At 43.0% G+C, this 12,996-nt stretch carries 12 protein-coding genes; 10 read left to right on the top strand and 2 right to left on the bottom strand.

Features of this window, described 5'->3' with window-relative positions:
• Window positions 1–75 precede the first annotated feature (75 nt).
• Window positions 76–2,913, top strand: coding sequence for an RNA polymerase-associated protein RapA (gene rapA, locus P255_RS09000; protein WP_035365141.1), 2,838 nt, complete (start codon window positions 76–78; stop codon window positions 2,911–2,913).
• Window positions 2,914–3,070: 157 nt separating this feature from the next.
• On the opposite strand, the gene lipA is transcribed toward rapA, so the two are convergent.
• Window positions 3,071–4,084, bottom strand: a complete 1,014-nt coding sequence (gene lipA / locus P255_RS08995; RefSeq protein ID WP_004900111.1) for a lipoyl synthase — start codon at window positions 4,082–4,084, stop codon at window positions 3,071–3,073.
• A gap of 196 nt (window positions 4,085–4,280) precedes the next feature.
• Here lipA and sthA point away from each other — a divergent pair, with 196 nt between their 5' ends.
• Window positions 4,281–5,696 (top strand): Si-specific NAD(P)(+) transhydrogenase, encoded by a 1,416-nt coding sequence (gene sthA, locus P255_RS08990; protein WP_004900113.1) that lies wholly within the window; start codon window positions 4,281–4,283, stop codon window positions 5,694–5,696.
• Between the two features lie 9 nt (window positions 5,697–5,705).
• Here the strand turns inward: sthA and P255_RS08985 are convergent, their stop codons facing one another.
• Window positions 5,706–6,932 carry a GGDEF domain-containing protein gene (locus P255_RS08985; RefSeq protein ID WP_004900115.1) on the bottom strand — a complete coding sequence of 409 codons (1,227 nt, stop codon included), beginning with the start codon at window positions 6,930–6,932 and terminating at the stop codon, window positions 5,706–5,708.
• 417 nt (window positions 6,933–7,349) lie between these two features.
• On the opposite strand from P255_RS08985, the gene P255_RS08980 reads away from it, so the two are divergent.
• The 8 genes from P255_RS08980 (at window position 7,350) to ureG (ending at window position 12,990) form a co-directional block, all read left to right on the top strand.
• Entirely contained in the window at window positions 7,350–8,231 is an 882-nt protein-coding gene (locus P255_RS08980) for an urease accessory protein UreD (protein WP_004900119.1), read from the top strand.
• Between the two features lie 99 nt (window positions 8,232–8,330).
• Window positions 8,331–8,633 carry an urease subunit gamma gene (gene ureA / locus P255_RS08975; RefSeq protein ID WP_004900122.1) on the top strand — a complete coding sequence of 101 codons (303 nt, stop codon included), beginning with the start codon at window positions 8,331–8,333 and terminating at the stop codon, window positions 8,631–8,633.
• Between the two features lie 14 nt (window positions 8,634–8,647).
• Window positions 8,648–8,959 carry an urease subunit beta gene (locus tag P255_RS08970; protein ID WP_004900124.1) on the top strand — a complete coding sequence of 104 codons (312 nt, stop codon included), beginning with the start codon at window positions 8,648–8,650 and terminating at the stop codon, window positions 8,957–8,959.
• Window positions 8,956–9,405: a GNAT family N-acetyltransferase gene (locus tag P255_RS08965; protein WP_004900128.1), complete on the top strand. Its 450-nt coding sequence runs from the start codon at window positions 8,956–8,958 to the stop codon at window positions 9,403–9,405. Before P255_RS08970 ends, P255_RS08965 begins: the two co-directional genes overlap by 4 nt.
• A gap of 16 nt (window positions 9,406–9,421) precedes the next feature.
• Window positions 9,422–11,122 (top strand): urease subunit alpha, encoded by a 1,701-nt coding sequence (gene ureC / locus P255_RS08960; protein ID WP_004900131.1) that lies wholly within the window; start codon window positions 9,422–9,424, stop codon window positions 11,120–11,122.
• Between the two features lie 67 nt (window positions 11,123–11,189).
• A complete protein-coding gene (ureE, locus tag P255_RS08955) occupies window positions 11,190–11,672 on the top strand; it encodes an urease accessory protein UreE (RefSeq protein WP_004900133.1) in 483 nt (160 codons plus the stop codon).
• Window positions 11,659–12,324, top strand: a complete 666-nt coding sequence (locus P255_RS08950; RefSeq protein ID WP_004900136.1) for an urease accessory protein UreF — start codon at window positions 11,659–11,661, stop codon at window positions 12,322–12,324. The genes ureE and P255_RS08950 overlap by 14 nt, the downstream gene beginning before the upstream one ends.
• 51 nt (window positions 12,325–12,375) lie before the next feature.
• Window positions 12,376–12,990 (top strand): urease accessory protein UreG, encoded by a 615-nt coding sequence (gene ureG / locus P255_RS08945; protein ID WP_004900139.1) that lies wholly within the window; start codon window positions 12,376–12,378, stop codon window positions 12,988–12,990.
• Window positions 12,991–12,996: the final 6 nt, after the last annotated feature.

Raw genomic sequence — 12,996 nt, 5'->3', positions numbered from 1 at the left:
GTTATGCTTTGTGCGAAAATATTTAGATTGAAGCTAAAAGCCAGAGTGTGCTTTTAGTGCAAACTTGAAATAAAGGTGAAAAAATTGCAACAGTTTGCTATTGGTCAACGTTGGTTATCCGATACTGAAACGGAACTTGGTTTGGGCGTTGTCATAGATGTAGATGAGCGTTCCCTCAGCATTTTATTTCCAAAAAGTGACGAAACACGAGTATATGCACGTAGCAATGCACCTTTATCTCGAATTATTTTTAATATCAATGATGAAATCTACGATCAGGAAGGTAACCTGTGGTTGGTTGAATCATTGGAAGAACGCTTTGGCGTGATTCGTTACAACGCTATACGCACTTTAGACAATGGCGAACAAGAACGTAAAACCTTGAATGAAACGCGTATTGGCGCGCAGATTCAGTTGTCTAAGCCACTTGATCGCTTACTTGCCAGTCAAGTCGATATCAAGGCATGGTATGACTTGCGTATTGAAGCCTTACAGTTACAAGCCAGTATGCAAACCAGTCGGTTACGTGGTTTGCTCGGTGCGCGTGTAGGATTGATTCCGCATCAGCTTTATATCGCACATGAAGTGGGTAAGCGTTTTGCACCGCGCGTTTTACTTGCCGATGAAGTGGGTTTGGGTAAAACTATCGAAGCGGGTTTAATCATTCATCAGCAGCTCAAAACAGGGCGTGCCGAGCGTATTCTGATTTTAGTGCCTGATTCATTGCAGTATCAATGGATGATTGAAATGCGTCGCCGTTTCAATCTGAATTTCTCGTTGTTTGATCTGACTCGTACAGCATCTATTAAAGAGCATGACCCTGAACTCAATCCATTCTTGACTGAGCAATGCATTATTGCCAGTGTCGATCTGATGATTGACCATGAGGATTTGCGTGAACAGGCCGTTGAAGCAGGTTTTGATTTATTGGTTGTCGATGAAGCGCACCACTTGATGTGGAGTGAAGAAGAAGGCGGCAATGACCGCTATGATCTGGTTGAAGAGCTTGCAGAGAAGACTGCAGGTGTATTACTACTAACTGCAACGCCTGAACAGTTGGGTGTGGAAAGCCATTTTGCTCGTCTGCGTTTACTTGACCCACAGCGTTTTAGCAGTCTGGATCGTTTCCTCGATGAAGAAGAGCAATATCAGCATACTGCTAAAATTGCTGAAGTACTCATGTCGGATGAAGCCTTGACCGAGCAGCATTTAACTGCGCTTGAAGGCTTGCTTGGACATCGGATTGAAGATCAGCCTGAGCAACGTTATCAAGCCATTCATGAATTGCTGGACCGTCATGGTACAGGACGCGTTTTGTTCCGTAATACCCGTGAAGCGATTCAGGGTTTCCCGGGGCGTGACTGTCAGCCTGCACCATTAGTTGCACCTGCTGACTGGTCTGTCGATGGCAAACTGCGTGAACAGATGTGGCCAGAAGAGAATCAGCTCGATGGTTCTTGGATGGAAACTGATCCGCGTGTGGCTTGGCTCATGGAAATCTTGCGTAAAGATTTGAAGCACAAGAAAGTCTTGCTGATTGCACGTAGTGGCCCAGTGGTTGAAGCATTAGAAAGTGCTTTACGTTTGCACGCAGGTGTACGTACAGCCATGTTCCATGAAGGCATGAGTTTGCTTGAGCGTGACCAAGCTGCTGCTTATTTTGCTGAAGAAAGCTATGGTGCTCAGATTCTACTGTGTTCTGAAATTGGTTCAGAAGGGCGTAACTTCCAGTTTGCCAGTGACCTGATTTTATTTGACTTACCTGCAAACCCAGATGTACTGGAGCAGCGTATTGGTCGTCTAGACCGTATTGGTCAGCAGAACCGTATTCAGATTCATGTGCCATATTTGCAAGGTACAGCGCAGGAGCGCATGTTCCGCTGGTACAATGAAGCCTTAAATATTTTTAGCAATATTTCACCGACAGCGCAGACTTTACAAGAAAACTTCATTGTCGACCTAAAAGAATGCCTACTTGCAGATTTAGGGCAGAAGTTTGAAGACTTGCTTGAAGAAGTCAATGTACAGCGTGAAGCGCTTGAAGCTGAGCTACAGGCTGGTCGTGATCGCTTGCTTGAGTACAATTCTTGCCGCCCAGTGATTGCACAGGAAATTGTGCAGGCACTTGAAGACTATGATGACAACACGACATTACCAATGTTTGTCAAGCGTTTCATGTCATCGACCAATATTGATTTTGATGAACAAAGCAATGGGACAGTGATCATTAAACCAACGGATCAAATGCAGGTTCAAGGTTTAACGCTCGATGAAGAAGGCATGACTGCGACATTCTATCGGGATCAGGCGCAAATTCGTGAAGATGCACAGTATTTGACGCTTGAGCATCCATTCATTGAAAGTATGATGGAGATGATCAACACCCAATCGTTTGGTAGCACCAATGTCGCGTTGTTGAAATCTAATGCTTTAAAACAGGGTTCAGTCTTGCTTGAAGTCTGGTTTAAAGTCGATGTGATTGCACCGAAGGCATTGAACTTGCCTGCAAGCTTGCCGCAGCAGCTAGTACGTGTATTGCTGAGTGAAACTGGTCAGGATTTGTCAGCTAAGATTGATCCAATGATGTTGAGACCACATTTGCATCATCTCGATGGCAACAGTTGTCGTCAAGTGGTGAAAGCTCGTCGCGATGTGATTGAAGCACGTTATCGTCAAGCACTTGATATTGCTAAAACGGTATTGCCTGAGTTACAGCAACAGGCGAAAAGCAACTATGGTCAGCAATGGCAGTACGAAATTGAGCGTTTAAGCTATTTGAAACAGTTCAACCCAAGTATCCGTCAGGATGAAATTGAGCGTTTGCAAAAACTGCAACAGGAAGGTTTAAGCTTACTCGATAGCTTGTCGATTAGCCCAGAGGCCATTCAGGTTTTGGTGGTTGTAAAACCATAAAATGAGTGCTGTAAATAAAAAGCTCTTTATTCGAGATTGCTCTTCAAAAATTGCATAGTCGGATAAAGTGTTTTTTCTTTAAAAGAAAAAAGCTGAGTTCTGTATTTTACAGGACTCAGCTTTTTTATTGCTGTACAGAGATAAAAACCAGCGAAGCTTAAGCTTCGATAGTTTTTACTGTAATTTTTTTCGCAGGGTCAACTTTACGACGCACTTCTGGAACAGGTTCGCCGTAATATTGACGGTCAGCAAAGTAGCTTGAACGTACCATTGGTGCAGACCAGATATTTTTAAAGCCAAGTTTACGGCCATGCTCAGCATAGCGTTCAAACTCTTCTGGCGTTACAAAACGGTCAATTGGCGCATGTTCTTTAGAAGGCTGCAAGTATTGACCGATGGTGACATAGTCAACATCATGCGCACGTAGATCATCAAGTAGTGAAATCACTTCTTCTTCAGTTTCGCCAATACCCACCATCAAACCACATTTGGTTGGAACATCTGGGCAGTATTCTTTAAACATTTTTAACAAATTTAAAGAGTGTTGATAATCTGAACCTGGGCGCATGGCTTTGTAGAGGCGAGGTACAGTTTCAATATTGTGGTTAAAGACGTCTGGTGGACATTCAGTCATAATGCGTAAAGCAATATCCATACGACCACGGAAGTCAGGCACCAAAATCTCTAATAAAGTTTTTGGGCTAAGCTCACGGGCTTCTTTAATACAGTCAACAAAATGCTGAGCACCGCCATCGAGTAGATCATCACGGTCAACAGAGGTAATCACCGCGTACTTTAAACCCAAGTTGGCGATGGTTTCTGCCATATGGCGTGGTTCATCTGGGTCAAGTGCATTTGGACGACCATGAGCAACGTCACAGAACGGACAACGACGGGTACAAATATCACCCATAATCATGAAGGTTGCTGTACCACCACCAAAGCATTCAGGCAGGTTCGGGCAGGCTGCCTCTTCACATACGGTATGTAGTTTTTGTGCGCGTAATGTGGTTTTAATCCGTTGAACTTCATCTGGTGCCGTCATCTTGACACGAATCCAGTCAGGCTTTCGTGGTACTTCAGCAGTAGGAATCACTTTTACAGGAATTCTAGCGACTTTCTCTGCGCCACGAAGTTTGACACCCTGTTCAGGTTTACGGCTACTGGTCATATTCAACTTTTCCACTGTTTGACGATGAACTTTTTACTGCTTAAGCTCACAATTATAGCGGAAAGCAAAACTTTTAGGGTGAAAAAGATATTCATAAAATAAATGTTGACATTAAATATATATGTGGTCGAAATAAACTAAATCTTTAGGAATTCAGCTAAACTATGGTCTAAACATGAAAGTAAAGGAGCATTGAATGTCACGTAAAAAAGAGGTCATGAGAGGGAGTTTTATCAAATACGATGCCGTCGTGCTTGGCTCAGGCCCTGCGGGTGAAGGCTCTGCAATGAAACTTGCCAAATCTGGCAAGCGTGTTGCGATTGTTGAAATGCGTGATCAGCTAGGTGGTAACTGTGCCCATGTTGGAACAATTCCAAGTAAAGCATTACGTCAGACAGTATCGAGCATTATCCGTTATCAACGTGATCCGATGTTTCAAAAAGTAGGTGAATGGAAAAAATTTACCATGAAACAGGTGCTCAGTCATGCTCACCGTGTGATTCAGCAGCAGGTTGCAACCCACTCTCGTTTTTATGACCGCAATAACATCGATGTTTTTCATGGTCGCGCTTATGTTCAGGACAGAAACACCCTCTTGGTTTTCACTCCAGAAGGGATTAAAGAAACCATTGTTTTTAACGAATTGGTCATTGCAACAGGTAGCCGCCCATACCAGCCACAAGGTCTGGATTTTAGCCATCCCCGTGTGTTTGATTCAGACAAAATTCTTGATCTGGATTACACCATTAATAAAATCATTATTTATGGTGCAGGGGTGATTGGTTGTGAATATGCTTCTATTTTCATTGGTTTGAATCATAAAGTTGATCTGATCAATACCCAACCCAAATTACTCAGCTACTTAGATGCCGAAATTTCCGATGCCTTGTCTTATCACTTGCGTGAACAAGGGGTTTTGATTCGCCATAACGAACAAATGGATCATTTGGAAACATTTGATGATCACATTGTATTGCATCTGAAAAGTGGTAAAAAAATCAAAGCTGATGCAATTTTGTGGTGTAACGGACGCTCAGGCAATACAGACGGCTTAGGTTTGGAAAATGTCGGCTTGACCCCAAATAGCCGCGGTCAGTTGACTGTCAACGAAAAATATCAGACTGAAGTTGAAAACATTTTTGCAGCAGGTGACGTGGTGGGTTGGCCATCGCTTGCTTCGGCAGCTTATGACCAAGGGCGCTGTGCGGGCGCGAACATGAGCGGCGAAGAAAATGTAAAACCTGTAACTGATATTCCAACAGGAATTTATACCATTCCAGAAATTTCTTGCTTTGGTAAAACTGAGCAGCAATTGACTGAGGAAAAAGTTCCATATGAAGTAGGGCAGTCATCATTCCGTCACTTGGCACGTGCGCAAATTACAGGTGATACGGTTGGTGAGTTAAAAATTTTGTTCCATCGTGATACCTTGGAAATTTTAGGAATTCATTGCTTTGGGAACAATGCCTCTGAAATTATCCATATTGGACAGGCGATTATGCAAAGCCCAAACAATACGTTGAAATATTTTATTGAAACGACATTTAACTATCCGACTATGGCAGAAGCCTATCGCGTTGCAGCATTGAACGGTTTAAACCGTCTATTCTAATCGTGTGCTTTAAGAAGCAGGGGAACAGGAGTTTCCCTGCTTATTTTCGATTGAACAACATGTGGCATTCGGATTCGGTGTTTTTAGTTGCTGTTCAATATAATCTTGTGTTTCACCATAGCAGCGATACTGATTTTTTCCTTCATGCTTAGCAATATAAAGTGCCAGATCGGCTTGCGCGATAAGATCATTGAAATTTTGGCTGGTCATGTGCGGGCATAAACTGGATACCCCAATACTGTAAGTAATGTTAATCGTAACGTCATCATGGCAAATACGGGTTTTTGATGATTGCTGCATTAAGCCTTGTGCCAGTTGATGAATTTCTGCGCCTGAACGACAAACCTTAATAAAAACAAATTCTTCTCCGCCATAGCGCGCAAAAAAACCATTGACCTTTTGACTATAACTGTCCAATGCATCTGCAACCAGCATCAGACAAATATCGCCAAACGGGTGCCCATAGGTATCGTTGATATTTTTAAAGTTATCAATATCAATCATCATCCATGCAAGACATTGCTGCTGAGCTTTGGCTTGATCCCATAATATGCTGAGCTGTTTGTCTGCATGTAATCGATTGGGTTTTTGAGTCAGAAAATCGGTAAAAGCCATATTTTCTAAAGTGATCGACTTTTGCTTAAAATAGGAAAAAGTAATGAGTGCCTGCCAGTAATCCCGACATTTAAGTTGAGATGAGCGAATAATATACAAAATATTCAGACTTGCTAAAGGTAAGAAAACCAGATTTTCTGAAGAATTTTCCACCAATACAGCAGTTAATGCAGGCAAAATCATGGCAAGCGGAACCATGATTTTATATATAGGGTCAATGGTTAAAAGTAATGAGGTTGCTGTGCATAACACCGCAGTAATAATAATAAAGGGAACAGTAATGGTGTAGATAATATGAAGATAAATACACCATGAGCAAATTGAGCCAAGCATTAAACAGGGAATAATAATTAATATGGCAAGCAATAAACGTGCGCGATGAAAATTATTTTCTAAAAGCCGACTAAAACGATAGTGTAAAATGATGTGAAAGATGAGTATTGTGAGAAAGAAAAATGAAATACTATAAAATGTTTCCTGAATAAAAACATTATCTTGATTGTTTAAGGCGATAATGAGCCAGCAAGGTAAATAAATGAACGCACTGATAAAAGCACGGCGCTCTAATTCTTGCATTGCACTAATGATGATTTCATTGTTACATTCAGGGAGATTGAACATAGATATTATTTCTATAGCTTAAACCACTACACAACTGCTATTGTACAAAAATAATGCCGTAAATGAGAGTTTTTTTAATCGTGGATAAATTATTTTTTATTTAAAATCTGATGAGTATCAATAATAAAATCTTATTTCCATTTAAATTTTAAAACATCTATTATGTGAGGTTTAAAATAATTTCTTTATTTTAATTTATCAATCGATTAAAACTATTTACCATTTGGTTGAATATCATAATTTTAATTGGTGTCTTGCATCATTATTTATATTCTCTCTGTTTTCTTCTCAAGCAAACTGTCGTGTATTTTAATGAAATGCAAGACAAATAAAAAATGAGTTTATAAACAACGTCTAATGTTGAAAGTTGGCGTAGTTTTAGCACTATAAAATAGAAGATGAAATGAAGTTAGATATATGAGTCATATACAAAATGCTTTAATTACAAAACTAAAGCGACCTGAACATTGGTATGCCTGTTTAGAATTAAAATTTTCTGCACAAGCGCAACGAACCGTTTTGGTGCACAGAAAACACTATGGCCCACTTAGGGTGCAAAAGATGCTCTGGCCAGAAAAAACAGGCGTTTGTCATACTATTATTGTGCATCCACCTGCGGGTATTGCAGGGGGTGATCATCTAACTTTTGACATTGAAGTACAAGCACGGGCACATGCTTTAGTGACCACACCTGGCGCAGGGAAGTGGTATAAAACCAATGGAAAACAAGCCTTCCAGCATATTCATTTACAGGTAGATGAGCATGCAACCTTCGAATGGCTGCCTCAAGAAACCATGCTCTTTAATGGAGCAAATGCTGATTCAGAAACGCACATTCATCTGGCACAGTCGGCAAGTTTTATTGGGTGGGACATGCTGGTACTGGGGCGTCAGGCACGTCAGGAAAGCTTTTCAACTGGGCAGTACCATAATCAGTTGCGTTTATGGCGTGCAGGGAAATTATTGCTTGCAGATAGCTTACAGTTTCAAGGTAATGACCGCTGGTTAACTTCGTGTTTGGGCATGAACAGCCAAGCAGTGCTTGGAAATTTTTGGGCAGTTGCACCTGAAGCGTTTCGCGCGACTGTAATTTTAGAAGAGCAGATTGAACTGATTCGAGAATTGATGGTGCGTATGAATGTGCCTGTCACATTAACTCTATTGAATGATGTGTTGAGTGCGCGTTATCTAGGGCAGGATGTGCGGCAATGCCATGACGCCTTTGCGGCAATTCGAGCACGTTTGCGTCGCTACTGGTTTGATCTGGATGAAGAATTTCCGCGCATTTGGCGTACTTAAATTACGTCATATTGCTTATTTTCAAAACATACGATTCCGTTAAGCTGTGTTTTAGCACATATTTTGCTTAATCAAAGACAAATAAATCAGGAAAGAGATATGGAACTCAATCCCACAGAAAAAGATAAGTTACTCATTTTTACGGCTGGATTGCTGGCAGAGCGTCGTAAGGCGCGTGGTTTAAAACTGAATTACCCTGAAGCAATTGCTTATATTTCAGCAGCTTTGCTGGAAGGCGCACGCGATGGCATGAGTGTAGCGGAACTGATGCATTATGGTACGACCTTACTGAGTCGCGATGATGTTATGGAGGGTATTGCAGAGATGATTGCCGAAGTGCAGGTTGAAGCGACTTTTCCCGATGGTTCAAAACTGGTTACGGTTCATCAACCAATTGTTTAAACAGGAGAATAAACATGATTCCTGGAGAAGTACTGACCTCGGGCACAGACATTGAGCTGAATACAGGACGTACCACTTTAAAAATTTCAGTGAGTAATCTGGGTGATCGTCCAATTCAAGTCGGCTCACATTTTCATTTTTACGAGGCGAATGATGCCTTGCAGTTTGACCGTGAAGCCAGCAAAGGTTTCCGTTTAAATATTGCTGCGGGAACGGCTGTGCGTTTTGAGCCAGGACAACGCCGTGATGTCGAATTGGTGGCTTTGTCAGGTAAGCGTGAAGTCTATGGCTTTGCAGGACGTGTCATGGGGAAACTGGACTCATGATACAGATTCGGCAGGCTACTCCACAAGATGTTCCAGCGATACAAGCCTTAATTCAGCCCTATATGCAGGATTTCGTTGTCGATGAATCAGGATTGGCACATTTTACTGAGCAAGTGGTGATGGACTTTATTCATCATCCTGAAGTGCATTCATTTGTTGCCGAGCAAGATCAGTCCATTTTAGGGGTGATTGCTTATCGTGAACCTGCACATCTGCTGCATTTCTTTGTGGATCATCAGCACCAGTCGCAAGGGATTGGGAAGCAGTTATGGCAATGGGTCGAGCAGCACGCCTTGCAGCAACCGATTCAGGAATTTACCGTCAATTCGAGCTGTGCTGCACAAGAGGTGTACCGCCGTTTTGGTTTTGAAACCGTACAAGATGTTAAAGAAGCACATGGGCTACGCTTTATTGCCATGAAAAAGACTTATCCCACAACACAATAAAATTAGGGTGAAAATCATGAAAATGTCACGTCGTGCCTATGCGGAAATGTTTGGCCCTACGGTGGGGGATCGGGTTCGTTTAGCCGATACCGAGCTGTTTATTGAAGTTGAACAAGACTTCACCACTTATGGCGAAGAAGTCAAATTTGGTGGTGGTAAAGTCATTCGAGATGGTATGGGGCAATCTCAATTACTTGCCGATGACGTAGCGGACACCGTGATTACCAATGCCTTGATTGTGGATTGGTGGGGTATTGTCAAAGCCGATGTGGGGCTGAAAAATGGGCGCATCTGGAAAATTGGCAAGGCAGGCAATCCTGACATTCAGCCGAATATTACCATTCCACTCGGTGCAGCCACAGAAGTGATTGCAGGGGAAGGGCTGATTTTGACAGCTGGCGGCGTCGATACCCATATTCACTGGATTTGCCCGCAGCAAGTAGAAACTGCACTGATGTCTGGTGTGACAACCATGGTCGGTGGCGGAACGGGGCCTGCTGCAGGAACATCGGCAACGACTGTGACACCAGGCCCCTGGCATATTGGCACGATGTTGCAAGCAATTGATGACCTGCCAATGAATATTGGTCTGCTTGGCAAAGGGAATTTGAGTTTGCCTGACCCGATTCGTGAGCAGATTCAAGCAGGGGTGATCGGGCTGAAACTACATGAGGATTGGGGTTCAACACCTGCGGCGATTGATAACTGTTTAAGCGTTGCCGATGAGTATGATGTGCAAGTGGCGATTCATACGGATACTTTAAATGAAGGCGGATTTTTAGAAGAAACTCTTGCGGCATTTAAAGGGCGTACCATTCATACCTACCATACCGAAGGCGCAGGAGGTGGACACGCACCCGATATTTTAAAAGCTATTGGGCAAAGCAATGTTTTGCCATCTTCGACCAACCCAACCCGTCCTTATACAGTCAATACCATTGATGAACATCTGGATATGTTGATGGTGTGCCATCACCTAGACCCTTCAATTGCGGAAGATGTGGCATTTGCGGAAAGCCGTATTCGCCGTGAAACCATTGCAGCGGAAGATATTTTGCAGGATATGGGTGCAATTGCCATGATGTCTTCGGACTCACAAGCGATGGGGCGTGTCGGTGAGGTGATTATTCGCACATGGCAAACCGCACACAAAATGAAAGTGCAACGTGGCAGCTTAGAAGGCGACAATGCCCAGCACGATAACAACCGAGTGAAACGCTATATCGCAAAATACACGATTAACCCTGCAATCACGCATGGTCTAAGCCATGAAATTGGTTCAGTTGAAGAAGGCAAACTGGCAGATCTAGTGTTGTGGAAGCCTGCCTTTTTTGGGGTAAAACCGTCCATGATCATTAAAGGTGGCATGATTGCCGCTGCGCCAATGGGTGATATTAATGCCTCGATTCCAACGCCGCAGCCTGTGCATTATCGTCTGATGTTTGGCGCATTTCCACGAGGTGTACATCGTACCTGCCTGACTTTCTTGCCACAGGTAGCGATTGATGCGGGTGTGGCTGAACAGCTTCAACTGAAGAAAATGATTAGTCCGTGTAAAAACACGCGCCATATCAGCAAACAGGATATGAAACACAACAGTTACTGTCCTGTGATGGATGTGCATCCTGAAACCTATGAAGTACGTGCCGATGGTGAACTGCTTACCTGTGAGCCTGCTGATGTGCTGCCGATGGCACAGCGTTACTTCTTATTTTAAAAAAGATTTTATAAAAACCTTTGCAATATTGTGCAAGAACAAAAGCCATGAAAGTGAGTATGACGATATGAAAATTTATACCCAACGTCTTGACAATATCGCAGTAGAACAGCCTTTTGAGGTGGTGGAACTGAGTTTTGATACTCGTCAGAAATCACGTTTTCGTGCCACATTAAACAATGGCACAGACATTGGTGCAGACTTGCCACGGACTGGCATTTTACGCAGTGGTTCATTTATTGCCACGCCAAATGGTGAAATTTTACGGGTGGATGCCAAAGCTGAGCGTTTGATGTGTGTGACTGCACCCACTCAGTTCGATCTACTTAAAGCTGCTTATCATTTAGGTAACCGTCATGTGCCATTGATGCTAACACCTACAGCATTGTATTTTGAGCCTGACCATGTCTTGGCGGAAATGGTGGAAGGTTTGGGCTTGGCAGTGAATGAAGTTGAGCATCCGTTTGAACCTGAAAGTGGGGCATATGCACAGCATAGTCATGACCACCGTTTAAGCTCGATTAAGGCTTTGCATCATGCCCATCACTAATGCAGCGCAACTGCTTAAATTATTGACCCTGTCTTCGACTGCGCTGCCAGTCGGTGCGTACTGTTATTCGCAAGGTGTAGAAAGTGCGATTCAGGTTGGGCTGATTCAGGATGAAGCCAGTAGTAAAGCGTACTTTGAAGAAGTACTGGAAATGCTGCTGGTACGTTTTGAACTACCGATGTTACAACGTTTGATGCAGAGTTATGCAGATACAGAGCAGTTTGAGGTATGGGCAAATATCTACCGTGCCAGTCGGGAGACCAAAGAATTTCTGGCAGAGTCGCAGCAACTGGCATTTTCTTTAAATGCTTGGATTAAAGATGTGCTGCAAATTCCAGTGCAAGTCAAAAAACAGTTTGGTTTTGTGCCTGTCTATGCGCAGTTGTGCGGGCGTTTGGAGCTTGAACTGGTTGATGTTTTGACAGCGTACACGTTTACAGTGCTGGAAAATCAGGTGTTAGCTGCCGTGAAAACCGTGCCACTTGGACAGATTGCTGGACAACGGATTTTATGGCATATCCATGGCTTGATTCCTGATGCGATACAACGTGCAATGCAATTACAAGATCATGACATAAGTAGTGCCTTGCCGAACTATGCCATGCTGAGTATGCAGCATGAAACTCAGTATTCACGATTATTTAGATCATAAAACAGATTCTCTCGTTCAGTGCGAGAGCCATAAATTTAGAAGGAAACAACGATGTCAGAACGTAGCCCATTGCGTGTTGGAATTGGTGGCCCAGTAGGGTCAGGCAAAACCGCATTAACTTTAAATTTATGCCGTGCTTTACGTGATAAATACAACATGGCAGTTGTGACCAATGACATTTATACCAAAGAAGACTCCAATTTTTTAACCCGCAATCAAGCCATGAATCCTGAGCGCATTGTCGGGGTGGAAACGGGTGGTTGTCCGCATACCGCGATTCGTGAAGACGCGTCAATTAACCTCGCGGCAATCGATGACTTGTGTGAGAAATTTGATGGCTTGGAGCTGATCATCATTGAAAGTGGTGGTGATAACTTGGCTGCAACCTTTAGCCCAGAATTGTCTGATTTGACCTTATATGTGATTGATGTGGCAGGTGGTGAGAAAATTCCGCGTAAAGGTGGACCTGGCATTACCAAGTCAGATTTGCTGATTATCAATAAAACTGACCTCGCACCGATGGTGGGTGCAAATCTGGATGTGATGGATCAGGATGCCAAGCGTATGCGTGGCGATAAGCCTTTCCTATTTTCCAATATGAAAACCCAAGATGGTTTAACCGAGATTATTAGTTTTATTGAAAAGCAAGGTTTATTTAAATCATAAGGAGAG

Origin of the sequence: Acinetobacter brisouii CIP 110357 (assembly GCF_000488275.1) — a bacterium.
In the GTDB taxonomy this organism is placed as follows: domain Bacteria; phylum Pseudomonadota; class Gammaproteobacteria; order Pseudomonadales; family Moraxellaceae; genus Acinetobacter; species Acinetobacter brisouii.
Note: the sequence above shows the minus strand (reverse complement) of the source record. Positions and strands in the feature narration are given on the sequence as shown.